General features: G+C 66.5%; 22 protein-coding genes. 6 read left to right on the top strand and 16 right to left on the bottom strand.

Annotation, left to right across the window (positions count from 1 at the left end; translation table 11 throughout):
- The first annotated feature begins 6 nt into the window (after positions 1-6).
- The 5 genes from pdxA to AB6730_RS05875 all read left to right on the top strand — a co-directional run bounded on the left by pdxA (position 7) and on the right by AB6730_RS05875 (position 3,685).
- A complete protein-coding gene (gene pdxA, locus AB6730_RS05895; protein ID WP_371022718.1) occupies positions 7-1,002 on the top strand; it encodes a 4-hydroxythreonine-4-phosphate dehydrogenase PdxA in 996 nt (331 codons plus the stop codon).
- Positions 999-1,778 (top strand): 16S rRNA (adenine(1518)-N(6)/adenine(1519)-N(6))-dimethyltransferase RsmA, encoded by a 780-nt coding sequence (gene rsmA / locus AB6730_RS05890; RefSeq protein WP_371022717.1) that lies wholly within the window; start codon positions 999-1,001, stop codon positions 1,776-1,778. Before pdxA ends, rsmA begins: the two co-directional genes overlap by 4 nt.
- Positions 1,779-1,831: 53 nt before the next feature.
- A complete protein-coding gene (gene apaG, locus AB6730_RS05885; RefSeq protein WP_306850857.1) occupies positions 1,832-2,215 on the top strand; it encodes a Co2+/Mg2+ efflux protein ApaG in 384 nt (127 codons plus the stop codon).
- 57 nt (positions 2,216-2,272) lie between these two features.
- Entirely contained in the window at positions 2,273-3,124 is an 852-nt protein-coding gene (locus AB6730_RS05880; protein WP_371022716.1) for a symmetrical bis(5'-nucleosyl)-tetraphosphatase, read from the top strand.
- A 222-nt stretch (positions 3,125-3,346) separates the two neighbouring features.
- Positions 3,347-3,685, top strand: a complete 339-nt coding sequence (locus AB6730_RS05875; RefSeq protein WP_371022715.1) for a hypothetical protein — start codon at positions 3,347-3,349, stop codon at positions 3,683-3,685.
- Positions 3,686-3,959: 274 nt separating this feature from the next.
- On the opposite strand, the gene secA is transcribed toward AB6730_RS05875, so the two are convergent.
- Positions 3,960-6,674, bottom strand: coding sequence for a preprotein translocase subunit SecA (secA, locus tag AB6730_RS05870; protein WP_371022714.1), 2,715 nt, complete (start codon positions 6,672-6,674; stop codon positions 3,960-3,962).
- Between the two features lie 130 nt (positions 6,675-6,804).
- Positions 6,805-7,743: a M23 family metallopeptidase gene (locus AB6730_RS05865; protein ID WP_371022713.1), complete on the bottom strand. Its 939-nt coding sequence runs from the start codon at positions 7,741-7,743 to the stop codon at positions 6,805-6,807.
- Positions 7,744-7,774: 31 nt separating this feature from the next.
- On the opposite strand from AB6730_RS05865, the gene AB6730_RS05860 reads away from it, so the two are divergent.
- Positions 7,775-8,233, top strand: coding sequence for a DciA family protein (locus tag AB6730_RS05860; protein WP_371022712.1), 459 nt, complete (start codon positions 7,775-7,777; stop codon positions 8,231-8,233).
- Positions 8,234-8,609: 376 nt separating this feature from the next.
- Here AB6730_RS05860 and lpxC read toward each other — a convergent pair whose 3' ends face one another.
- The 14 genes from lpxC to rsmH all read right to left on the bottom strand — a co-directional run bounded on the left by lpxC (position 8,610) and on the right by rsmH (position 24,801).
- Entirely contained in the window at positions 8,610-9,521 is a 912-nt protein-coding gene (gene lpxC / locus AB6730_RS05855; RefSeq protein WP_306850862.1) for a UDP-3-O-acyl-N-acetylglucosamine deacetylase, read from the bottom strand.
- A 326-nt stretch (positions 9,522-9,847) separates the two neighbouring features.
- Entirely contained in the window at positions 9,848-11,032 is a 1,185-nt protein-coding gene (gene ftsZ / locus AB6730_RS05850; RefSeq protein ID WP_371022711.1) for a cell division protein FtsZ, read from the bottom strand.
- A 136-nt stretch (positions 11,033-11,168) separates the two neighbouring features.
- Entirely contained in the window at positions 11,169-12,404 is a 1,236-nt protein-coding gene (gene ftsA, locus AB6730_RS05845) for a cell division protein FtsA (protein ID WP_306850864.1), read from the bottom strand.
- Between the two features lie 7 nt (positions 12,405-12,411).
- Complete coding sequence (locus AB6730_RS05840) at positions 12,412-13,152, bottom strand: cell division protein FtsQ/DivIB (RefSeq protein ID WP_371022710.1); 741 nt, start codon at positions 13,150-13,152, stop codon at positions 12,412-12,414.
- On the bottom strand, positions 13,149-14,123 hold the full coding sequence (locus AB6730_RS05835) for a D-alanine--D-alanine ligase (protein WP_371022709.1): 975 nt from the start codon (positions 14,121-14,123) through the stop codon (positions 13,149-13,151). The genes AB6730_RS05840 and AB6730_RS05835 overlap by 4 nt, the downstream gene beginning before the upstream one ends.
- Positions 14,123-15,562 carry a UDP-N-acetylmuramate--L-alanine ligase gene (gene murC, locus AB6730_RS05830; protein ID WP_371022708.1) on the bottom strand — a complete coding sequence of 480 codons (1,440 nt, stop codon included), beginning with the start codon at positions 15,560-15,562 and terminating at the stop codon, positions 14,123-14,125. The genes AB6730_RS05835 and murC overlap by 1 nt, the downstream gene beginning before the upstream one ends.
- Positions 15,559-16,653 (bottom strand): undecaprenyldiphospho-muramoylpentapeptide beta-N-acetylglucosaminyltransferase, encoded by a 1,095-nt coding sequence (gene murG, locus AB6730_RS05825; RefSeq protein WP_371022707.1) that lies wholly within the window; start codon positions 16,651-16,653, stop codon positions 15,559-15,561. Before murG ends, murC begins: the two co-directional genes overlap by 4 nt.
- Complete coding sequence (gene ftsW, locus AB6730_RS05820) at positions 16,650-17,873, bottom strand: putative lipid II flippase FtsW (protein ID WP_371022706.1); 1,224 nt, start codon at positions 17,871-17,873, stop codon at positions 16,650-16,652. The genes murG and ftsW overlap by 4 nt, the downstream gene beginning before the upstream one ends.
- A 7-nt stretch (positions 17,874-17,880) precedes the next feature.
- Positions 17,881-18,963, bottom strand: coding sequence for a phospho-N-acetylmuramoyl-pentapeptide-transferase (mraY, locus tag AB6730_RS05815; protein ID WP_371022705.1), 1,083 nt, complete (start codon positions 18,961-18,963; stop codon positions 17,881-17,883).
- Positions 18,953-20,317, bottom strand: a complete 1,365-nt coding sequence (gene murF, locus AB6730_RS05810; protein ID WP_371022704.1) for a UDP-N-acetylmuramoyl-tripeptide--D-alanyl-D-alanine ligase — start codon at positions 20,315-20,317, stop codon at positions 18,953-18,955. The genes mraY and murF overlap by 11 nt, the downstream gene beginning before the upstream one ends.
- Positions 20,314-21,807, bottom strand: coding sequence for a UDP-N-acetylmuramoyl-L-alanyl-D-glutamate--2,6-diaminopimelate ligase (locus AB6730_RS05805; RefSeq protein WP_371022703.1), 1,494 nt, complete (start codon positions 21,805-21,807; stop codon positions 20,314-20,316). Before AB6730_RS05805 ends, murF begins: the two co-directional genes overlap by 4 nt.
- Complete coding sequence (locus AB6730_RS05800) at positions 21,804-23,612, bottom strand: peptidoglycan D,D-transpeptidase FtsI family protein (protein ID WP_371022702.1); 1,809 nt, start codon at positions 23,610-23,612, stop codon at positions 21,804-21,806. The genes AB6730_RS05805 and AB6730_RS05800 overlap by 4 nt, the downstream gene beginning before the upstream one ends.
- Positions 23,609-23,881: a cell division protein FtsL gene (gene ftsL / locus AB6730_RS05795; RefSeq protein WP_306850873.1), complete on the bottom strand. Its 273-nt coding sequence runs from the start codon at positions 23,879-23,881 to the stop codon at positions 23,609-23,611. Before ftsL ends, AB6730_RS05800 begins: the two co-directional genes overlap by 4 nt.
- Positions 23,878-24,801: a 16S rRNA (cytosine(1402)-N(4))-methyltransferase RsmH gene (gene rsmH, locus AB6730_RS05790; RefSeq protein ID WP_371022701.1), complete on the bottom strand. Its 924-nt coding sequence runs from the start codon at positions 24,799-24,801 to the stop codon at positions 23,878-23,880. The genes ftsL and rsmH overlap by 4 nt, the downstream gene beginning before the upstream one ends.
- Between the last annotated feature and the right edge of the window lie 26 nt (positions 24,802-24,827).

Here is a 24,827-nt window from a genome sequence, read left to right as displayed (position 1 = left end):
GCTCCGATGACTACCACCACCCTGCCACGGCTCGCCGTTACCGCCGGTGAGCCCGCCGGGGTGGGACCCGAGCTGGTCGCGCGCCTCGCGGCCTCCGAACTCCCCGCCGATCTCGTCGCGATCACCGATCGCGACCTGCTCCAACGCGCGGCCACTCTCTGCGGGCTCGACCTCGACATCGTGGACGACGACGGAACGCGCGTCGCCTCGCGTCCCGCTGGCCGTGTCCGGATTCGCCATGTGCCGCTAGGGGCCGATGTCCATTTCGGCCATCCGGACCCACGCAATGCGCAGCATGTGCTCGATCTTCTGCGCATGGCCGCGGATGGTTGCATGGCCGGCGATTTCGACGCCGTGGTGACCGGACCCGTACAGAAATCCAGCATCAACGAAGGCGGGGTCGCCTTCAGTGGCCACACGGAGTTCTTCGCCGAACGCGCGGGTACCGAGGTCGTGATGATGCTCGCCAGTCCGGAACTGCGGGTGACACTGGCCACGACGCACCTGCCGCTTTCCGCGGTGCCCGCCGCCCTCACGCCCGCCTTGCTGGAACGTACGCTGCGCATCGTCGCCGGTGCGCTGACCTCGCTTTTCGGCCTCGCCCATCCGCGCATCGCGGTGTTGGGCCTGAACCCGCATGCGGGTGAAGGGGGGCACATGGGCCGCGAGGAGATCGACACGATCATTCCCTTGATGGAACGCCTCCGCGCCGAAGGCATGGACCTGATCGGGCCGCTCCCGGCCGACACCGCCTTCGTCCCCGCCATGCGTGAACGCTACGACGCGGTGCTGGCCATGTATCACGACCAGGCCTTGCCCGTGCTCAAGAGCGAGGCGTTCGACCGCACCGTGAACGTGACCCTGGGCCTGCCCTTCATCCGCACGTCGGTCGACCACGGTACGGCGCTCGACCTCGCCGGTACGGGCCGGGCCGATCCAGCCAGCCTGTTCGCCGCCACGCGCTTCGCCATCGATCTCGCCCGCCACCGGGGCCGCCCATGAACGCACGCCCCAAGAAAAGCTTCGGCCAGCACTTCCTGCACGACAAGCGCTATATCGAGCGCATCGTCGCCTCGATCGCACCGAAGGATGGCGACACCGTCGTCGAGATCGGCCCCGGCGAAGGCGCGATGACCCTGCCCTTGCTCGCCGTGGCCCGGAAGATGACGGCCATCGAACTGGATACCGACCTGATTCCCGGCTTGCAGGCACGAGCGGCGGCGATCGGCGAGTTGAAGATCGTCCATTCGGACGTGCTCAAGGTCGACTTCAGCCAGCTCGCCCGGGAGCTCGGCGCCGAGCGGCTGCGTATCGCGGGCAACCTCCCCTATTACATTTCCAGCCCCATCCTCTTCCACTGTGTCGAGCACGCGGCGGCGATCCAGGACATGCATTTCATGCTCCAGAAGGAGGTCGTGGACCGCATGGCCGCCGAGCCGGGCAGCAAGGTCTACGGCCGGCTGAGCGTGATGCTCCAGCTCGCCTGCAAGGTGACGCCGCTCTTCACGGTGCCCCCGGGCGCCTTCCGGCCGCCGCCCAAGGTCGATTCCGCCGTGGTCCGCCTGGTGCCCCTGGCCCCGGAGCAGTTGCCCAAGGGCGATCCGGCGAAGATTCACACGGTCGTGAAGGCCGCCTTCGCGATGCGCCGGAAGACGCTCACGAACACGCTGAAGGGCCTGGTCGACGAATCGACCATTCGTGAACTCGGCATCGATCCGCGTGCACGTGCGGAGACCTTGGCCCCCGGGGACTTCGTGAAACTCGCGAATGCGATGTGAAGCCTGCTGCGGACTCACTTGCCCACCCCCTCCCCGTCCCTGACAATCGCAGCATGAACTCCAAATCCCCTTACACGATCGACGTGGAGGTCGCTTCCCGCTTCGTTCCCGACCAATCGCAACCGACCGACAACCGCTACGTGTTCGCCTATACGATCACGCTGCGCAACGTCGGCGACACCGGCGCCCAGTTGCTCACGCGACACTGGCTGATCACCGATGCGAACGGCAAGGTCGAAGAAGTACGCGGCGACGGCGTCGTCGGCGAACAACCGTGGATGCGACCCGGCGACACCTTCGAGTACACCTCGGGCGCCGTGCTCGAAACCGCGGTCGGCACCATGGAAGGCAGCTATCGCATGGTCGCCGACGACGGAACGCATTTCGATGCACCCATCCCGGCATTCGTGCTTTCGATCCCGCGCACGCTCCACTAGGATCGAACCCATGGATAGTGCGCACGCCGGGAACGGCATCACGGAGCAACAGTACTGATGGCCGTCTACGCGATCGGCGACGTCCAGGGTTGCTACCCCGAACTCCAGCGCCTGCTGGAGAAGCTTCGTTTCGACCCGGCCAACGACCGGCTGTGGTTCTGCGGCGACCTGGTGAATCGAGGCGGCGAGTCGCTGGCCACGTTGCGCCTGATCCACTCGCTGCGCGACCAGGCGGTCATCACGCTCGGCAACCACGACCTCTCGTTGCTCGCGATCGGCCAACGTCGCGAAGACGCACAGGCGCGGGTGAACCCCGAGCTGCGTGAAGTTCTGTTCGCGGACGACGCACCCGTGCTTCTCGAATGGTTGCGCATGCAGAAGCTGCTGCATAACGACGAAGAGCTCGGCTGGACGATGGTCCATGCCGGCCTGGCACCGATCTGGACCTTGCGTCAGGCGCAGCGTGCCGCGCTGGAAGTCGAGCGCGAACTCGGCGGCCCGCGCCACCAGCGCTTGCTCAAGAATCTCTTCGGCAATCGTCCGCCCGGCTGGAACAACCGGCTGCAGGGCGTCGAGCGCCACCGCGCCACGATCAACACGCTCACGCGCATGCGCTATTGCGACGTCAACGGCCGCATCGACTTCGAGGGCAAGGGTATCCCCGGCACGCAGAAGCCCGGCATGTACCCGTGGTTCGAAGTACCGGGGATGCGTCGTCGCGAGACGAAGATCGTCTGCGGGCACTGGTCCGCGCTGGGACGTTTCGCGGGCCTCGGCGTCTATGCGATCGACACGGGTTGCGTGTGGGGCGGCCAGCTGACCGCCATGCGTATCGACGTGCCTGAGCCGGTGTATGTCACCGTCGATGCAGAATCGTATCGGCAGAAGCCGAAGGGCGGCGGGGACTGAGGAAGGGGGAGTCGTCGGGTGCCGTTCTCGTTCGCTAAGTCCTCGTCCGGCCTTCGCCTCCCTGCGGAATCGCTCTGAGAACGACACCCGACGACTCCCCTCCGAACATTGCGGCGGGTTGATTGGCGAGCAGAGCGAGGGTGCTGGTGTTGCTCATTGGTACTCGATGCCTGGCCCTGCCGGTAGTGTCGACGAGCGAACGTGACCTTCAACCGGAGGTATATGAGTTCCGCTGAATTGGGGTTTTTCGTGGGCGCTGCGCCAGGACTGATCTATCTGGTGAAAGGCATGGCCGGATTCCAACGAGAGATAGTCGCAGCACAGCGCATGGCGCGCGAGGGCGGCGATTTGCTAGATATGCATTTCTCGTTCGCGCTGAAGGCCGATTACTTACTTCGCCCTGGAAATTTCGTCCGGTCGACAGATGGGCCAGGGCTTCGCCGCGCCAAGCTACATCTTCTATCCGTGAGGAGAAAATTCCTGGCCACTCAGGCCATCGGCGCGCTAATGGTCGCTGTCGGAGCGTTCCTTGGCACTTTGCTCGCGGTCATCGTTCGATGAGATGAACTCGCTCGCTAAACACTCAGCCGCAACGTTCGGTGGGGAGTCGTCGGGTGCCGTTCTCAGAGCGATTCCGCAGGGAGGCGTAGGCCGGACGAGGACTTAGCGAAGAGAATGGCACCCGACGGCTCCCCCTTCCTCGACGCAAAAAACCCGAGGGCGAAGCCGAGGCGCAGTACCCGAAGGTCCAGCGGGAGCCAGAAAAAAAGCGCCCCTCGGATGAGGAGCGCCTTCATGGCTGCGATACAAGTTAGACGCAGTCTGATTTTTCGTATCAGCTCAGCTGACCGTGGCAGTGCTTGTACTTCTTGCCTGACCCGCAAGGACATGGGTCGTTGCGACCGACCTTGGGGCCGTCGTTCAAGATGGGGGCCGTCGTCGGCTCGGACTCGGTGTTGCCACCGCCCTGACCGATGGCCTGTGCGTCGGCATGCTGGAACTGCAGGCGCTGTGTCTCCGCGGCGCGTTGCTGCTCCGCTTCCATCGCGAGCACTTCTTCTTCGCTGCGAATGCGGATGCGCGCGAGCATCTGGACGACTTCGAGCTTGATGCGGTCGAGCATCTCGGCGAACAGTTCGAACGACTCGCGCTTGAACTCCTGCTTCGGCTGCTTCTGAGCATAGCCACGCAGGTAGATGCCCTGGCGCAGGTAATCCATGCTGGCGAGGTGTTCCTTCCATGCGTTGTCGACCACCGAGAGCATCACGTGCTTCTCGAGCGAACGCATGGTTTCCGCACCGACCTGGGCTTCCTTCTCGGCGAACATGGCGTCCACCGCTTCGCGCACGTGGTCGAGGATGCCGTCGGCGTCGACGTCCTTCTGGGATTCGACCCACTGGACAAGGTCGAGGCGCAGATTCAGGTCGCTGGCCAGTTCGCGATCGAGGGCGGCGATGTCCCACTGGTCGTCGATGCTGTCCGCGGGTACGTACTTGCGCACCAGGCCGACGACGACGTCCTGACGGATGTCGCCGATCATGTCGGAGATATCGTCGGTTTCCAGCAGCTCGTCGCGCTGCGCATAGATGACCTTGCGCTGGTCGTTCGCGACGTCGTCGAACTCGAGGAGGTTCTTGCGGATGTCGAAGTTGTGCTGCTCGACCTTGCGCTGCACCTTCTCGATCTGGCGAGTGATGAGACGGTCTTCCAGCGCCTCGTCTTCCTTCATGCCGAACATCTGCATCCAGCGGCCGATACGCTCGCCGCCGAAGATGCGCATCAGGTTGTCCTGCAGCGACAGGTAGAAGCGCGAGGAACCCGGATCGCCCTGGCGGCCCGAACGGCCGCGCAGCTGGTTGTCGATACGACGGGATTCGTGACGCTCGGTGCCGATGATGTGCAGGCCGCCTGCGGCGAGCACCTGCTCGTGGCGCTTCTTCCAGTCCTCGCGAACCTTCTGGCGTTCCGCCTCGGATGCCGTTTCCGGCAAGGTGGCGAGCGCGGCCTCGAGGCTGCCGCCGAGCACGATATCCGTGCCGCGGCCGGCCATGTTCGTCGCGATGGTGACGGCACCGGGGGCGCCCGCCTGGGCCACGATGTGCGCTTCGCGCTCGTGCTGCTTCGCGTTGAGCACCTCGTGCGGGATGCGCTCCTTCTTGAGCAGGCCCGACACCAGTTCCGACACGTCGATGGACGCGGTACCGACGAGGACCGGCTGGCCGCGCTCGTGGCACGACTTGATGTCGGCGATGACCGCCTTGTATTTCGCTTCCTGGCCGAGGAACACGGAATCCGGGTTGTCCACGCGGATCATCGGCTTGTGCGTCGGGATCACGACGACTTCCAGGCCGTAGACGGTCTGGAACTCGTACGCTTCCGTATCGGCCGTACCGGTCATGCCGGCCAGCTTCTTGTACATGCGGAACAGGTTCTGGAACGTGACCGTCGCCAGGGTCTGGTTCTCGCGCTGGATGGGCACGCCTTCCTTCGCTTCCACCGCCTGGTGCAGGCCGTCGGACCAACGGCGACCCGCCAGCGTACGGCCGGTGAACTCGTCGACGATGATGACTTCGCCATCGCGGACGATGTAGTCGACATCACGCTGGTAGATGGCGTTGGCGCGCAGCGCCGCGTTCATGTGGTGGACGACGGCGAGGTTCTTCGAGTCGTACAGGCCGCTGTCGGGATCGATGACACCCGCCTCGCGCAGCAGTTGCTCGGCGTGTTCCATGCCCTCTTCGGACATGTGCACCTGCTTCTGCTTCTCGTCGACCAAGTAGTCGCCCGGGCCGTCTTCCTTTTCCTGCCGCGTCAGGCCCGGCACGATCTTGTTCACCGCGATGTACAGCTGCGGGGAATCCTCGGCGGGACCGGAGATGATGAGCGGCGTGCGGGCTTCGTCGATCAGGATCGAATCGACTTCGTCGACGATGGCGTAGTGCAGGCCGCGCTGGTTGCGCTGTTCCTTGCTGAGCGCCATGTTGTCGCGCAGGTAATCGAAGCCGAACTCGTTGTTTGTGCCGTAGGTGATGTCGGCCTGGTAGGCGCTGCGCTTGTCGGCGTGGTCCATGCCCGGATACACGACGCCGACGCTGAGGCCGAGGAAGTTGTAGAGCTTGCCCATCTGCGCCGAATCGCGACGGGCCAGGTAGTCGTTCACGGTGACCACGTGTACGCCCTTGCCTTCCAGGGCGTTGAGGTACACCGGCAACGTGCCGACCAGGGTCTTGCCTTCGCCGGTGCGCATTTCCGCGATCCGGCCGCCGTGCAAGACCATGCCGCCGATCAGCTGCACGTCGTAATGGCGCATGCCGAGGACGCGCTTGGCGCCCTCGCGGGTGACCGCGAAGGCTTCGGGCAGCAGTTTGTCGAGGGTCTCACCGGCGGCGAGGCGCTGGCGGAATTCCTCGGTCTTCCCACGAAGGGCGTCGTCGGACAGCTTTTCGTACTCCGGCTCGAGGGCGTTGATGCGCTTGACCGTCTTGGAGAGGTCGCGCAGGACACGCTCGTTACGGCTGCCGAAAATACTCGTCAGGGCACGATTGAACATCGATCATCCGGATCTGAAGCGAAAAGGGCTGCCGAACGGCCATGGCCGGCCGGCACGAAGGGACGATCATACTACGGGCGTCCCCGGCTTTCCTCGGGGTGGCGGCGGGCCGGGCCGGATTCAAGCCTTCTCAACGATGGCTGCGGACGTAGGCCAGCGGGTTCACCACGCGGTCGTGGTACCAGACCTCGAAGTGGACGTGCGACCCGGTGGATCGGCCCGTGGACCCGGCTTTCGCGATGGCGTCGCCGATCCGGACGCGCTGCCCGGGATGCACCAGGATGACGCTGTTATGAGCGTAGCGGGTCATATAGCCATTGCCGTGGTCGATTTCGACTACGTCGCCATAGCCGCTGCGCTGACCGGCGAAGGTGACCATCCCTTCGGCGACCGCCGTCACCGGCGTACCCGTCGGCGCGGCTATGTCGATGCCCGTGTGACGGGCGGCATGGCCACTGAAGGGGTCGGGTCGCCCGCCGAAGAACGAGGAGATGTAGCCATTCACCGGCATGCCTGTGGGCCGAAGGCTGGATTCGATCGTGCGGTCCATCAGCATGTCGCGCAGCGCTTCGAGCTGGGCCTGCTGGGTGTCGAACTGTCCGGAAAGCTGGTCGATGCTCTTGTCGAGCGACGCCGGCAAGGCGTAAGCCGGCACGTCGGCACCGGTGGTCAGTTCCGGGCCGCCCTGGCCCGGCTCCTCGTCGAAATCGAATTCGCCGTCGTCGAGCTTGCCGACCTGGGTGAGGCGTTCTCCCAGGGCATTGAGACGGACGGATTGGGCCTGGAGCTGGCCCAGCTTCACGGCAAGGGCGTCGAGGTCGCGTTGGGCGTCACGCTTGATCTCCGCGACCCGGGCGTCCTGGTCGCCCACCCGCTGCGCGATGCTGCCGATATCGCCGAGGGCCCGCTCCTTCGGACTCGCCACCGCGAGGGCTACGCCCGCGCCGACGCAGGCGATACCCACGAAACCGGCGATGGCCATCAGTGCGAACTTGCAGCGCAAGCGCCGGCAAGTCAGGTCGAGCGTTTTCGGCCCTTTCAGGCCACGTGACACGAGTATGATCTGCATACGTTCCACATCGAATAGTTAAAGCCGGCCCATGCCACCGCCATCCCAGCCGCCCCGCCGCTCCACACGTGGACTGACGTCCATCACGGAGTTCGGGCCTGTCGCGTCGCTGGCCCAACGGGCCCGCGAACTCGACCAACTGGACCGCCAGCTGCGCGCGACGCTGCCCTCGCCATTGCGTGACCAGGTCCGCTTCGCGGACCTGCGCGATGGCAGGCTCGTCTTCCTTGCGCCCTCGTCGGCCTGGGCTTCGCGGGTGCGCCTTTACCAGGCGCAAATCCTCGAAGCCGCTCGCGCCATCGGCGCGAAGGCCCACTCGGTTGCCGTGAAAGTGGCCCCCCTACCGCCCGTGGAAGTGATCCCCGACCGGCACAAACCGCTTTCCACCTCGGCGGCCCGACATCTTCGGAGCGCCGCGGCGTCACTCTCCGACCCCACGTTGCGGGATCTGTTCCTTGGATTGGCCTCCAAGGCCGAAAATTCAGAATAATCCTATGCTTGCGTTCACCTTCGCTGATCCGTAAGCACCCACGGACCGGCAAGGGCGGCGAACTTTATAGCACGCATGAAGCGTACAAATGCCTAAATTGCACGTAAATTTCACGGACGTGACGTGGATCACGGCCGATCTCACGTGCCCAGGAGGCCGCCCATGGGCTTGGGATGGGGCCGCTTCAACTGTGGGAGCCGCTTCAGCGGCGATGGGTGCTTGTCTCAACAGGCAGGTTTCACCAACGCAGGTTCATCGATGCCACCCAGCTGACTCATCAGCCTGCCCGGACAACGAAAAAGGCCGCGAGCGATCGCGGCCTTTTTCGTAACGGATAGCCCGAAGGGCCATCCTTGGTCGCCCCGAGGGCGGCGCCTTACACCGCCTGGGCGGGGTGGGCGTAGGAGATCGGCGCCTTGGCCGGGTCCTTGAAGCTGACTTCTTCCCATGCCGTGACGTCGGCCATCAGGCTGCGGAGCAGCTTGTTGTTGAGCTCGTGGCCCGACTTGTGCGCGGAGTACGCGCCGATCAGGCTGTGACCCAGCATGTAGATGTCGCCAATGGCGTCGAGAATCTTGTGCTTGACGAACTCGTTGTCGTAGCGAAGGCCGTCTTCGTTGAGCACGCGGTAGTCGTCGAGCACCACGGCGTTGTCCATCGAGCCGCCGAGCGTGAGGTTGCGCTCACGGAGCATCTCGATGTCACGCATGAAGCCGAACGTGCGGGCGCGGCTGACTTCCTTGACGAAGGACGTCGTCGAGAAATCCATTTCGGCCTGCGAATTGCGCTTGTTGAACAGCGGATGGTCGAATTCGACGGAGAAGCCGACCTTGAAGCCGTCGAACGGCTCCAGCTTGGCCCACTTGTCGCCGTCCTGCACGATCACCGGCTTCTTGATACGGATGAAGCGCTTGGCCGCATCCTGTTCCTCGATGCCAGCGGACTGGATCAGGAACACGAACGGACCGGCGCTGCCGTCCATGATCGGCACTTCAGGCGCCGAGAGGTCGACGTAGGCGTTGTCGATACCGAGACCGGCCATTGCCGAGAGCAGGTGCTCCACGGTCGACACGCGAACGTCGCCATTGATCAGGGTGGTGGAAAGACGCGTGTCACCGACGTTCTCCGGGCGCGAGTGCAACTCGACCGGCGGATTGAGATCGGTACGGCGGAACACGATGCCCGTGTTCGGCGCCGCTGGGCGAAGCGTCATGTACACCTTGTCGCCGGTATGGAGGCCGACGCCCGTGGCGCGAATGATGTTCTTGAGCGTGCGCTGCTTGATCATGTTGGGTCGAACCTTGTTGGCAGCAGCCTAAAGTAGCGGACATGCTAACACAGTCTTAACCTCGGAATAAACAAACCGGACGGTACAGTCCAGCATTGCTTCACCGTTCCTTCAGCAAGATCCGAGACCCATTCTCATCTGGCCTGCGACTGAATTGGCGCTCATTCAACGACTTGCGGTGATCGATATCACTTGCAGGTTTTCCTGTCGAGGCACGGCGGTGCCCCGCCGCCCGGAACGGGACGGCGGCGGGGCACCGGGCGGCCCGGCATCGTGCCGGGTCGGCCTCACGTTTTCCTTAACGTGCCTTCAGCGGTGAGTGCCGGTCAATCGGCCTGGCGGCGCAGGAACGCCGGGATATCCAGGTAATCGATCGCCGGTTCCGCGTTCTTCTGCGGCTGGGCGGGTTCCGACCGGACCGACGGCATCGCGTCGGCCTGGGCGTAGTCGACCACTTCGTTGCCGGTGCCCGTGCGCAGCACGACCGGACGCGGACGCTGGCGCATTTCCACGTGCTGCTGGACCGGCTGGCGGATCGGCTGCTTGGCGGTGACGCCACGGTTCAGGCCCGTGGCGACGACCGTCACGCGGACATCGTCCTGCATTTCCGGGTCGAGCGAGGTGCCGATCACCACGGTCGCGTCTTCGGAGGCGAAATCGTGGATCACCCGGCCGATCTCGTCGAACTCGCGCATGGTGAGGTTCGGGCCGGCGGTCACGTTGACCAGGATGCCGCAGGCACCGGCCAGGTTCACGTCCTCGAGCAGCGGGTTGTTGATCGCCGCTTCCGCGGCGGCCTGGGCGCGATCGTCGCCACGGGCGGTGCCCGAGCCCATCATCGCCATGCCCATCTCGCTCATGACGGTGCGGACGTCGGCGAAGTCGACGTTGATCAGGCCGGGGGCCGTGATCAGGTCGGCGATGCCCTGGACCGCGCCCTGGAGCACGTCGTTGGCCGCCTTGAAGGCGTTGAGCAGGGTCACTTCCCGGCCCAGCACCGAGAGCAGCTTCTCGTTCGGCACGGTGATCAGCGAGTCGACGTGCTGGGAGAGGTCCTCGATACCCTTGAGGGCCACCTGCATGCGGCGACGGCCTTCGAAGGGGAACGGCTTGGTCACGACCGCGACGGTCAGGATGCCCTTCTCCTTCGCCAGCTGCGCCACGACCGGCGCCGCGCCGGTACCCGTGCCACCGCCCATGCCGGCGGTGATGAAGACCATGTCGGCGCCTTCGAGCATTTCCTCGATGCGTTCACGGTCTTCCAGCGCGGCCTGGCGGCCGACTTCCGGATTCGCACCGGCACCCAGGCCCTTGGTGACGTTGCCACCGAGCTGGAGGTGGGTACGCGATGCGCAGCTCTTCATCGCCTGCGCGTCGGTGTTGGCGACGACGAACTCGACGCCTTCGATGTTGGAATTCACCATGTGGGCCACGGCGTTGCCGCCGCCACCGCCCACGCCGATGACCTTGATGACCGCATTCGGTGCCAGTTTTTCGATCAGTTCGAACATTTCCCGTCCTCCGCAGAACTTTTAGTTTTTTTGGTTTATGTCCCGTGTCCGACTCCTGTCGGCCGCGGGTTGCGGGCCTTCCTCGTGCCCCGGCGCCCCCCTTCCATCGGGCACCGACAATCCGGTGAACAGCTACTCAGAAGTTCTTGGTGAACCAACTCCGGAACTTCTCGACCACGCTGCCGACGTTGCCGGCAGCCGAACTCGCGTGACGCGAACCGCCGCTCGACCGGGAGCCATGCAGGAGCAGGCCCACGCCGGTCGAATGGAGTTCGCTGGAAACGACGTCGCCCAGGCCCGAGACGTGCTGCGGGACCCCGATGCGGACCATCTTGTGGAAGATCTCCTCGGCCAGCTCCAGCGCACCTTCCATGCGCGAGGCGCCGCCGGTCAGCACGATGCCGGCCGCGACGAGGCTTTCGTAGCCCGAGCGGCGCAGTTCATCCTGCACCATCTCGAAGATCTCCTCGTAGCGCGCCTGCACCGACTGCGCGAGCGCCTGCCGGGCGAGGCGGCGCGGCGGTCGATCGCCGACGCTGGGCACCTGGATGGTTTCTTCGGCGTGCGCGAGCTGGGCGAGCGCACAGGCGTACTTGATCTTGATCTCTTCCGCGTGGGCGGTCGGCGTGTGCACGCCGTAGGCGATGTCGTTGGTGACCTGGTCGCCGCCGACCGGCAGCGACTTGGTGTAACGGATCGCGCCCTGCGTGTAGATGGCGATATCGGTGGTGCCCGCGCCGATGTCGACGAGGCAGACGCCGAGTTCCAGTTCGTCCTCGGTGAGCACGGCCTTGGCGCTGGCGACGGCGGCCGGGACGAGTTCGTCGACGGACAGGCCGCAGCGCTGGATGCACTTGGAGATGTTCTGCACCGCGCTCGCCGCGCCGGTCACCAGGTGCACGCTGGCTTCCAGGCGCACGCCGCTCATGCCGACCGGATGGCGGATGCCGTCCTGGCCGTCGATGCGATATTCCTGCGATTCCTTGTAGAGGACCTTGCGGTCCGCCGGAATGGCGACCGCGCTGGCGGCTTCGAGCACCTGCTCGAGGTCGGCCGACATCACCTCGCGGTCGCGGATGGCCGCGGTGCCGTGCGAGTTGCGTGTTTCCAGGTGGCTACCCGAGATCGAGGCGTACACCGAGCGGATGTCGCAACCCGCCATCAACTCGGCTTCCTCCACCGCGCGCTGGATGGAATGCACGGTGGATTCGATGTCGACCACCGATCCACGCTTCATGCCACGCGAGACGTGCGTGCCGATACCGATCACCTCGATCGGTTCGCCCGGTTCGTATTCGCCCACGATCGCGACCACCTTCGAGGTTCCGATGTCGAGGCCGACGACGAGCTGTTTGTCGTTCTTGTTTCTCATGGTTAGCTCAGCTTCCGACCTTGGGTGTGGCCGTGGTTTCCGGTTGCGGCCACCGGATGGCGAATCCGTTGGTGTAACGCAGGTCGGCATAGGCGAAACCGCCCTGCCGGCCGGCAACGAGTTGCGGGTAGACATCGAGGAAGCGCGCGAGGCGGCGATCGGCCTGGTCGCGATCGCCGATCACGATCTCGGCGCCGCTGTCGGTGGTGACGCTCCAGCTGCCACGCTCGCTCAGGCTGACGCCGACGATGGACAGGCCGGTGCGGCCCTCGAAGGACTTGCGCGCCTGCGCGTAGAAACTCACCACCTCGGCCAGGCGCGAATCGGGACCGCGCAGTCGAGGAAGGTCGCCCATCTGGTCGGCGCCGGGCGCATCGAAGACGAGGCCCTGGCGACTGATCAGGCGATCCTCGTTCCAGCGCGCGAACGGCTGCCGTTCGTAGATACGGACCAGCAGCGTATCGGGCCAACGCTTGCGCACCTCCACCGATTCCACCCAGGGCAACGCGCCGATCGCGTGACGCACGTCTTCCAGGTCCGTGGCGAAGAATCCCTTGCCCAGGCGCGGCAGCACGGCGCTGCGGATCTGCTCGGCGCTGACGTGCGCGAACTCCGCCTCGACCTTGATCTGCGTCACCGGCCAACGGCCGGCGGCGAACCAGCCCTGCATCACGCCGACCACGGGCAACACCACCAGCGTGATGGCGATACCCCAGGCGACGATCCGCGTGGCGGCGGCTCCCTTCATCCCTTCGCACCCTCCCGCTGCATCGAGGTCTCGAGAATCCGCCAGCACAAGGCGGCATAGTCCAGGCCCGCGGCGGCGGCGGCCTTGGGCACGAGCGAATGCGAGGTCATGCCCGGCGCGGTGTTCACTTCGAGCAGCCAGTTCTTGCCGTGGCGGTCGCGCATCACGTCGACGCGGCCCCAGCCCACGCAGTCGAGCGCGTCGAAGGCCCGCAGCGCGAGCGCGCGCATGGCTTCCTCTTCCGCGCCCGACAGGCCGGGCACGATGTACTGCGTGTCCTCGGCGATGTACTTGGCGTTGTAGTCGTAGTACTCGCCCTTGGGCACGATCTTGATCGTCGGCAGCACCTCGCGTCCGAGGATGCCGACGGTGAACTCGCCGCCCTCGTTCGCGTCGCCCTCGATAAGCGTCTCCATCAGCATGTCGCCCGGGTACTTGCGCGCCAGCTCGACGGCGGCATCGAGGCCGGATTCGTCGAACACGCGCGTCACGCCCACGCTCGACCCTTCCCATGCCGGCTTCACGATCAACGGGAAGCCGACCTCGCGCGCCGCGGCGTGCACGTCGGCACCACGCGGCAACGCCTTGAACTTCGGGGTCGGCAGGCCCAGGGCGATCCACACCTGCTTGGCGCGCACCTTGTCCAGCGCCAGCGCCGAACCAAGCACGCCCGAACCGGTGTACGGCACGCCGAGCGATTGCAGGGCTCCCTGCAATTCGCCGTTCTCGCCACCGGCGCCGTGGAGGATGTTGAACACGCGCGCAAAATGGCCCGCGCGCACGGCGTCGAGCAAGGCGGGAATACCGTCGATCAGGTGCGCATCCACGCCGGTGGAGCGCAGGGCCTCGAACACACCGCGACCGGAGTCGAGCGACACCTCGCGCTCGGCCGAATTGCCGCCCATCACGACGGCGACGCGGCCGAAATCGGCGGCGTCCGTGACGGTGCGGGGGAAGCGGGTACTGCTCATCACGTACGAGTCCTCAGGTTGCCGGCGTTGGCCAGCTCGATGGCCGCCGCGCCGATGTCGCCGGCGCCGAGCAGCATGATCAGGTCGCCGTCCCGCGCCAGGGCGGGCAGCGTGTCGCGCAGGTCGCGCGGATGGTCGATGAGGACCGGGTCGGTCTTTCCGCGCGCGCGGATCGCACGCGCCAGGGCGCGCCCGTCCGCACCGGGAATGGGCGACTCGCCAGCCGGATACACCTCGGTCAGCACGAGCACGTCCACTTCGGCGAGCACCTTGGCGAAATCGTCGAGCAGATCGCGCGTGCGGCTGTAGCGATGCGGCTGGAAGGCCACCACGAGGCGACGCTCCGGCCAGCCACCACGCGCGGCGGCGAACACGGCGGCCAGCTCGCGCGGGTGATGGCCGTAGTCGTCGACCAGCAACGCGCTGCCCGTATCCAGTGCGATCTCGCCACGGCGATGGAAGCGGCGGCCGACGCCTTCGAAACGGGCCAGCGCATGCGCGATCGCTTCCGCGTCCACGCCCAGCTGCCAGCCCACCGCCGCGGCGGCGAGCGCGTTCTGCACGTTGTGCCGGCCGGGCAGGTTCAAGGTCACCGGCAAGGTGCCGGCCATGCCGGGCAGGTGCAGGTCGAAGTGCATCTCGAAGCCGACCTGGCGCACGTTGCTCGCCGTCACGTCCGCACCCGGCTTGTCGATGCCATAGGTGAGCAGGCGGCGCGAGGTGTCCTCGGCCAGCTTCGCGGTTTCCTCGTCGTCGATGCACAGCACGGCCAGGCCGTAGAACGGCAGGCGATGCAGGAAATCGCCGAAGGCCTTCTTCACCTGGCCGAAGTCGCCGTTGTAGTTCTCGAGGTGGTCGGCGTCGATGTTGGTCACGACCGCGATCACCGGGGAAAGCATCAGGAACGAGCCGTCGGACTCGTCGGCTTCGGCCACCAGGTACTGCCCGGTACCCAGGCGCGCGTTCGCGCCGGCGGCGTTGAGCTGGCCACCGATGACGAAGGTCGGATCGTAATCGGCCTCGGCCAGCACGCTCGCCACGAGGCTCGTGGTGGTCGTCTTGCCGTGCGTACCGGCGATGGCGATGCCGCGGCGGAAGCGCATCAGTTCGCCGAGCATTTCCGCACGCGGCACGACCGGGATGCGCGCGGCCCGCGCGGCGACGAGTTCCGCGTTGTCCTGGCGGATCGCGCTGGAAGTGACGATCACGTCGGCGCCGTCCACGTTCGAGGCTTCGTGGCCGATGTGCACCTCGATACCCAGCTTGGCGAGGCGCTCCGTGGTCGGCGAGTGCGCGCGGTCGGAACCGGACACGCTGTAACCGAGATTGCACAGCACCTCGGCGATGCCGCTCATGCCGACGCCGCCCACGCCGATGAAATGGACACGGCGGAACGAGGTCATGAAATCTTCGTGGGCACGCAAACGACCGGGCGTCATGCGGAAACCTCCATGCAGTGACGGGCAATCGTTGCTGCTGCGTCGGGCTTGGCCAGCGTGCGGGACGCGTTGGCGGCGGAAAGGATCTTCTGGCGATCCAGCATCATGTCGAACAGGATGGCCGCGAGCGCCTCGTGGGCACCGGGTCGGCTGAGCGTGGCGTCGGGCACCAGTCGCGCGCCGCCGACATCGACCATGGCGCGCGCGTTGACCGTCTGGTGGTCGTCCACCGCATGCGGGAACGGTACCAGCAAGGCTTCGATGCCCACGGCGCAGAGTTCAGCCACGGTCAGCGCGCCGGCACGACAGACCACGATATCGGCCCATTCGTAGGCGCCGGCCATGTCCTCGATGAAGGGCACGATGGTGGCGGCCACGGCGGCATCGGTGTACGCGTCGCGTGCTTCCTCGAGGCCGCGCTCACCGGTCTGGTGGACCACTTCCGGCTCGGCGTTGTCGAGGCTGGCGTTGCCGCGCATGTGCGCGAGCGCCTTGGGGATCACGAGGTTGAGTGTGCGGGCGCCAAGGCTACCGCCAAGCACGAGCATGCGCACGCGCCCGGTGCGGCCGGCCATGCGCTCGCCCGGCGGTGGCAGCGCGGCGATCCGCGCGCGCACCGGGTTACCCACCCACTCGCCGTTCGGCAACACGTTCGGGAAACCCGTCAGGACCTTCCTGGCGAACGAGGCGAGCTTACGATTGGTGAACCCCGCGACGGCGTTCTGCTCGTGCACGACCAGCGGGATTCCCGCGATCCGTGCGGCGACGCCGGCCGGTCCGGCCACGTAGCCGCCCATCGAGAGGACGCAGCGCGGACGCAGCTTGCGCAGGAGTTTCAGCGAAGCGAACAATGCGCGGGCGAGCATCAGCGGCGCGAGGACACGCGTCTTCATGCCCTTGCCGCGCAGCCCGCCGACCGCGACGGTATGCAGGTCCAGGCCATGCGCGGGCACCACGCGCGTCTCCATGCCACCCTCGGCACCGAGCCACGCCACGGGGATGCCGAGCGAACGCAGCTCGTCGGCGACGGCGAGGCCGGGGAAGATGTGGCCACCGGTACCGCCGGCCATGATCAGCACGGGCGCGTTCATGCCATGCCTCCCGCCGCCGCCGCGGAATCGGGCACGGCGTTCGCGGGAAGACGCACCGCCGTCTGTCGCGCGTCTTCGGCGCGGTTGATCTCGAAGGTGGCGCGCAGCAGCACGCCGACCATCGCGCAGGTCATCAGCACGGACGAACCACCCGAGCTGATCAGCGGCAAGGTCAGGCCCTTCGTCGGCAACACGCCCAGGTTCACGCCGATCGACACCATCGCCTGGAAGCCGATCATCAGCGAGATGCCGTACGCCACGTAGCCCGAGAAGCGATGGCCGAGCTCGACGCCCTTGAGCCCCATGTAGAGGCCGCGGCCGACCAGCACGACGTAGAGCAGGATGACCACCATGATCCCGGCCAGGCCGAGCTCCTCCGCCAGCACCGCGAGGATGAAGTCCGTGTGCGCCTCGGGCAGGTAGAACAATTTCTGCACGCTGGAGCCCAGGCCTACGCCCGTCCACTCGCCACGACCCACGGCGATCAACGCCTGGGTCAGCTGGAAGCCGTCGTTGAACGGGTCTTTCCATGGGTCGAGGAAGGACGTGAGGCGCTTGATGCGGTAATCCTCGGCCGTGGCCGCGTAGATCAGCGCGGGCACCAGCGGCGTGGCGAGCACCAGCAGGTTGCGCATGCGCGCACCGGCCAGCCAGACCATGCCGACGGTGGTGGCGACGACCAACGCGGCCGAGCCGAAGTCGGGCTGGGCCAGCAACAGCAACACGATGAAACCGGCGACACCCACCGGCTTCACCACACCGAACAATTCGTACTCCACGCCTTCGCGATGACGCACGAGATAGCTCGACAGATAGGCGACGAGGATCAGCTTCACCGCCTCGACGGGCTGGAAACTGGTGACCAGCAGGTTCACCCAGCGCCGCGCACCGTTGATGCGCATGCCGAACACCGGCAGGAACACCATCAGCAGCATGATGATGCCCACCAGCAGGAGCAGGAAGCTGTGCTTCTCCAGCGTCTTCAGTTCCGTACGCATCGCGGCGGCGGCGAGGCAGCCGCCGAGGAACAGGAAGACGAGGTGGCGCTTCAGGTAATAGAACGCGCCCTGGTGCGAGCCGTCGGCCACGGCGATCGAACTGGAGGTGACCATCACCACGCCCAGGGCGGCCAACGCGAGCGCGGCCACGAGCAACGGGAGGTCGAAGCTCCCCCGCGGGCCCTGACGGCGTTTCGCCTGCTTGTTACCGAAGCCGAACATGCTTTTCTCAGCGCACCTTCAAGGTTGCAAGACCGATGAGCACCAGCACCACGCTGATGATCCAGAAACGGACGATGACCCGTGGCTCGGGCCAGCCCTTCAATTCGAAGTGATGGTGGATCGGCGCCATGCGGAAGATGCGCTTGCCGCGCAGCTTGAAACTGCCGACCTGGAGCATCACCGAGGCCGTCTCCAGCACGAACACGCCACCCATCACCAGCAACACGATTTCCTGGCGGACGATGAGCGCGACGCAGCCGAGCGCGGCGCCGATCGCCAGCGCGCCCACGTCGCCCATGAACACCTGCGCCGGGTACGTGTTGAACCAGAGGAAGCCGAGCCCCGCTCCCGCCAGCGCGCTGCAGAAGATCGCCAGTTCGCCGGCGCCGGGAATCGCCGGAATGCCGAGGTACTCGGAGAACAGCTTGTTGCCGGCGAGGTAGGCGAAGATACCCAGGGCGCCCGAGACCAGCACGCTCGGCATGATCGCGAGGCCGTCGAGGCCGTCGGTGAGGTTCACCGCGTTCGAGAAGCCGACGATGATGAAATAGCCGACCACCACGAAGAACACGCCGAGCGGGATGGCGACCTGCTTGAACAAGGGCACGTACAGCGCGATCTCGGCCGGAAGCTGGTGGGTCTGGTAGAGGAACACCGCGGCGCCGAGACCGAACACCGACTGCCAGAAATACTTCCAGCGGCTGGCGAGGCCGCGGCTGTCCTTCAGCACCAGCTTGCGGTAGTCGTCGTAGAAACCGATCGCGCCGAACAGCACGGTCACCGCCAGCACCACCCACACGTAGCGGTTGCCGAGGTCGGCCCACAGCAGCGTCGCGATGCCGACGGCGAACAGGATGAGCAGGCCACCCATGGTCGGCGTGCCTGCCTTCGCGAGGTGGGTTTGTGGGCCATCGCTGCGCACGACCTGGCCCGCCTTCAGCGCGGCGAGCTTGCGGATGAGCGCGGGCCCGAGCAGCAGCGAGACAGCCAACGCCGTGAGCGCGGCCATGATCGCGCGGAAGGTGATGTACTGGAACAGATGCAGCGACGTGAAGTGCCGAGCCATCCATTCCGCCAGTTCAAGCAGCATGGAATGCTCCTTCAGCGTACTTCTTCATCGCCGCCGCGACCCGGTCCATGCCGGAGGAACGCGACCCCTTCACGAGGCAGGTCACGCCCTCGTGGATCTGCGCGCAGGCAGCCTCGATCAGCGCCTCCTGCGTCGCGAAATGCTGTGCCCCCGGACCGAAGGCTTCCACCGCCGCCGCGCTCCGGGTTCCCGTGGCGAGCAGGCGCTCGATCCCCCGCGCATGCGCGAGGCGACCGACACCGGCGTGCAGGTTCGACGCATCCGGCCCCAGTTCGGCCATGTCGCCGAGGATCAGCCACCGCTCGCCACGGGCCAGGGCCAGCGTGTCGATCGCCGCGGCCGCCGAGCCGGGATTCGCGTTGTAGCTGTCGTCGATCAGGGTCCAGTTACCGGGCATCGGTTCCAGTTCGAGGCGGCCCGGCACGTGTGGAACCTGCTCCAGGCCCTCCACGATGAGGTCCACCGGCACGCCGAGCGCCGTGGCGATGGCCGCCGCGGCAAGCGCGTTGGCCACGTTGTGGCGACCCGGCAGCGGAAGGTGCACGTCACCATCGCCATGCGGCGTCGACAGCACGAAGTGCGTGCCGTCGATACGCTCTTCGACGATGTCGGCGCCGATATCCGCCCGATGGTCCAGCGCGTAGCGCAGGATGGTGCGCGAGCCGGCCAGGTTGGCGAAGAAGCCGGCGAAGCGCTCGTCGTCCGCGTTGACGATGGCGATCCCGTCGGCGGGCAGCGACCGGTACAACGCGCCCTTGGTTTCGGCGACGCCTTCGATCGTGCCCATGCGCTCAAGATGCGCGGGCGCGATGGAATTGACGAGGCCGATATCGGGCCGCGCGATGGCGGCGAGGTAGTCGATGTCGCCCGGCTTGCCCGCACCCATTTCCAGCACCGCGTAGCGGGTGTCTTCCGGCATCGCCAGCAAGGTCAGCGGCATGCCGATCTCGTTGTTGAAGTTGCCGGCGTTGACATGGGTGCGGCCATGGCGCGACAGGATCGACGCGGTGAGCGTCTTCACCGTGGTCTTGCCGTTGGAACCGGTGATGCCGACCACGCGCACGTCGCGCTGCGCACGCACGGCGCTGGCCAGGTCGCCCAGCGCGGCCTGGGTATCGTCGACGATCACCTGTGGAATCGGCGCGTCGACCGGACGCGTGACCAGCGCGGCGACGGCGCCATGCTCCGCCGCGGCGGCGACGAAGTCGTGCCCGTCGACGCGCTCGCCCGGCAAGGCCACGAACAGGTCGCCCGGGCGGAGGGTACGGGTATCGATGGAAAAACCGCTGACCTCGGCGTCGGCGCCTTGCAGGCGGCCGCGGGTCCAGAGGGCGACGGCGGACAGGCGCATCATGCGCGGACTCCTTTCTTGCTCGTCTCCATCGCCTCGCGGGCGACGGCGAGGTCGTCGAAGGGGCGCTTGCCCTCCGGACCTTCCTGATAGGTTTCGTGGCCCTTGCCGGCGATCAGCACGACGTCGTCGGCCTTCGCGTCGGCGAGCGCCAGGGCGATGGCCTGCGCACGGTCGCGCTCGACCATGACGGTGTCGGGATGGGCGAAGCCGGCCACGATCTGCGCGACGATGGCGTCGCCGTCCTCGCTGCGCGGATTGTCATCGGTCACGATCACCACGTCGGCGAGCCGCTCGGCGATGCCGGCCATGATCGGCCGCTTGCCCTGGTCGCGATCGCCACCGGCGCCGAACACGCAGATCAACTTGCCCTTGGTATGCGAGCGCAGGGCGAGCAGCGCCTGCTTCAGCGCGTCGGGCGTATGCGAGTAATCCACCACCACCAGCGGCTTGCGGCCGTCGCCGCCGAGGCGGCTCATCCGGCCATTCACCGGTTGCAACGCCTCGAGCGCCGCATGGATGCGGTCGAACGGCTCGCCCAGCGCGCCGAGCACGGCGGCGACCGAAAGCAGGTTGGCGACGTTGAAACGCCCGAGCAGCGCACTGCGCACGGTGCGCATGCCCCATGGCGTATTGAGGTTGAACGACAGGCCCTTCGCCGAGGTGACGATGATGTCCGCGCGGATCTCGGCGTCCTTCTCCGTGCTGTCGCCCGCCATCGACACGCGCAATTTGGCGATGCCTTCGCCGAGGCCCTTGGCCAGCTTCGCTCCGAACGGGTCGTCCACGTTGATGACCGCGCTGCGCAGCCCTTCGAAAGCGAACAGCTTGGCCTTGGCGGCACCATACGCTTCCATCGTGCCGTGGTAGTCGAGGTGGTCGCGCGTGAGGTTGGTGAACACGGCCACGTCGAAGGCGATGGCGTTCACGCGGCCCTGCTCCAGCGCGTGCGAGGACACTTCCATCGCGACATGCGTCGCGCCCGCGTCGCGGAACTCGCCGAGAAGCGCCTGCATGCGGATCGCATCCGGCGTGGTGCGCTCACCCTCGGCGATCGCGCCGTGCAAGCCCGCGCCCAGCGTACCGACCGTGGCCGGCTTTCGGCCGAGGAAGGCCAACGCCTGCGCGATCAACTGGACGGTGGAGGTCTTGCCGTTGGTGCCCGTCACGCCGATGACATCGAGCGCGCGAGACGGGTCGCCGTAGTAGCGCGCGGCGATGGGGCCGGCCTTCTCGCGCAGCTTGTCGACCGTGATGACCGGGACGCCCCCGTCGGCAGCGTCGAACGGAGGCTCGGCGAGGATCGCCACCGCGCCCTGCCCGACCGCCTTGGCGGCAAACTCGATGCCGTGGCCCTTCATGCCGCGCAATGCGACGAAGGCGTTGCCGCGGACGATCTCGCGGGAATCCAGGGCGAGGCCCGAAACGTCGATGTCGCCGGCGCTGGAAGCGTCGGCGAAACCGTCGAGCAGGTCAGTGAGGCGCATCGTCATGGCACCACCTCTTCGGCGGCGCTTTCGTCCGCCTGGGGCGGCTGCGCATTGGTGGTGCCGATCAGCCCGCCCTGGCTCGGGCCGCCCGCGTACCAGCGGCCCACGTTGTCCGGCGGGATGTCGAGCAGGCGCACGGCGCCTTCCATCACCTGGGCGAAGGCCGGGCCGGCCACGGAACCACCGTAGTAATGCCCGCCCTTCGGATCGTTGATGACGACGACGGTCACCAGGCGCGGCGCGCTCGCGGGAATCATGCCGACGAACAGCGAAATATAGTTGTTGGCGTAGTAACCACCCGCGGAATTCTTGTGCGAGGTGCCCGTCTTGCCAGCGACGCTGTAGTTGGCGACGGAGGCGAAGCCATAACCGGTGCCTCCCGGTGCCATCACCGTCTCGAGCATGCGAACAAGGTTGTGCGCCACCTCGGGGGTGACGATCTGGTTCGGCGGGTTGTCCGCGCCCTTGATGAAGCTGGGCGAGCGCAATGCGCCGCCGTTGGCGATGGCGGCATAGCCCGTGGCCAGCTGCAACGGCGTGACGTTGAGGTTGTAGCCGTAGGCCAGGCGCGACTTCTCGATCGGCTTCCAGGTACGGCCCACCGGCAGGTAACCCGCCGCTTCGCCAGGAAAACCGCTGCCCGTGCTGTTGCCGAGCCCGAACGACTTGTAGACACCGTAGAGAAAATCGGTGTCCAGTGTCATCGCGATCTTGGCCGCACCGACGTTGGACGATTTCGTGATCACGCCCGTGGGTGTGAGCGTGCCCCAGTTGTGCGTGTCGCGCACCGGGTGGCCGCCCATCATCCAGGTGCCAGGCGAGGTCTCGATCAGCGGCGCGGTCGGCGTGTACTTGCCGCTGGTGAGCGCCGCGGCCATGGTGAACGCCTTCATCGTCGAACCCGGCTCGACCACGTCCGTGACGGCGCGGTTGCGCCGTTCCGACGGCGTGCTGCCGCGCACCGCGTTCGGATTGAACGAAGGCAGGTTGGCCATGCCGAGCACTTCGCCCGTATGCACGTCCATCACGACGATGGAACCGGACTCGGCCTTGTTCTTCTCCAGCGCGTCCTTCAAGGCGCTATAGGCGAGGTACTGGATGCGGCGGTCGATCGACAGGGTGAGGTCGCGGCCGGGCTGCGGCTCGCGCACCAGTTCCACGTCCTCGACGACATGACCCATGCGGTCGCGGATGACGCGCTTCGCACCCGGCTTGCCGGCCAGCCATTCGTCGAACGCCAGTTCCAGGCCTTCCTGGCCGTGGTCGTCGATGTTGGTGAAGCCGAGGATATGGCTGTTCACCGCGCCCGACGGATAGTAACGACGGTACTCGCGCTGCGCGGCGATGCCGGGGATCTTCAGGTCCACGATCGCCTGCGCGTCCTCCGGACGCAGCTGGCGCGCGATGTACATGAATTCCTTGTCCGCGCGCTGCACGATCTTCTGCTTCAGGTCGTCGGCGTCGACGTGCAGCGCCTTGGCCAGCTCAGGGATACGGTCTTCGTTCTCCAGCACTTCCGGCGGGTTCGCCCAGATCGAAGCCACCGGCGTGGATACCGCCAGGGGCTCGCCATTGCGATCGAAGATGGTGCCGCGCGACACGGCGATGGGCATCTCGCGCAGGAAACGCGCATCGCCCTGGTCCTGGTAGAACTGCTTGCGCACCACCTGCAGGTCGAACGCGCGCACCACCAGGCCCGAGACGGCCACGCAGAGCAGCGCGACGATGACCGTCATGCGCTTGCGCGGGCTCGGCCCCTGGCCGCGGCGGCGGCTCGGAACGACAGGTTTGCCGTAACGGGCCTTCATCGACGCACCAGCTGGATGTCCTGCGGCTTCGGCGTGAACATGCCGAGTTTGCCGCGGGCGTCCGCATCGATGCGGCTGGGCTCGGCGTAGGTCGCCTGTTCCAGTTCTAGGCGGCCGTATTCGACGCCGAGGTCGTCTTTCTGGCTTTGCAGCCGCGAGAGTTCGACGAACAGCACGCGGCTCTCATGGCGCGTCCACACCACGCCGATCGCGCTGGCGATGACCGCCAGCAGCAGGATCGAGAGGCAGGCGGCGCCGAAGGCCTTCATGCGAGTTTCTCCGCGATGCGCAGCACGGCGGAGCGCGAACGTGGGTTCGCGGACACTTCGGCGTCGGAAGGAAAGATGGCCTTGCCGACGGGCTTCAGGCGGGCGGTCTTCGCCTCGACCGGCGGGCCGCGGCGGCTGCCCTGCACACGCCCCTCGTGACCACGGATGAACTGCTTCACCGTACGGTCTTCCAGCGAGTGGAAGCTGATCACCGCCAGGCGGCCGCCCACGTTGAGCAGTTCGAGGGCGGCATCGAGACCGCGTTCGACGGATTCGAGTTCGGCGTTCACGCGGATACGCAACGCCTGGAAGGTGCGCGTGGCGGGATTCTTGCCGGGCTCGCGGCGGCCGACGCAGCGCGCGACAAGCTCGGCGAGTTCGCCCGTACGTGTGATGGGATCGGTGGCGCGGCGCTCGACGATCGCCTTGGCGATGCGGCGGCTGAAGCGCTCCTCGCCGAAGGTCCACAGGACCTGGGCGATCTCGGCCTCGTCCGCATCGGCCAGGAAGTCCGCCGCGCTCACGCCACGCGTCGTGTCCATGCGCATGTCCAGCGGCGCATCGGCCATGAAGCTGAAACCACGGCTGGCATCGTCGAGCTGCGGCGAAGACACGCCCAGGTCGAGCAGGATGCCGTCGAGGCCGCCTTCCAGCGCGGACCAGTCGCCCATGGTGGCGAAGTTGTCGTGGCGCAGGGATACACGGGGATCGGTGGCGAGGCCGGCTTCGGCCACGGCGATGGCGGCCGGGTCGCGGTCCATGAGGAAGAGCCTGCCGGCGTCGGAGAGACGGCCGAGGATCGCCCGGGCGTGACCGCCGCGGCCGAAAGTCCCGTCCAGATAACGCCCGTTCTCGCGCAAGGCGAGGCCCTCCAGCACTTCGTCGAGCATCACAGGGATGTGCACATCGCGCCCCGCCATTGCCACATCCCGCTCCCGTTCCACCA

The sequence above is a fragment of the Luteibacter sp. RCC_6_2 genome, assembly GCF_041360655.1.
Taxonomy (GTDB): domain Bacteria; phylum Pseudomonadota; class Gammaproteobacteria; order Xanthomonadales; family Rhodanobacteraceae; genus Luteibacter.
This window is presented reverse-complemented; position numbering and strand designations above follow the sequence as displayed.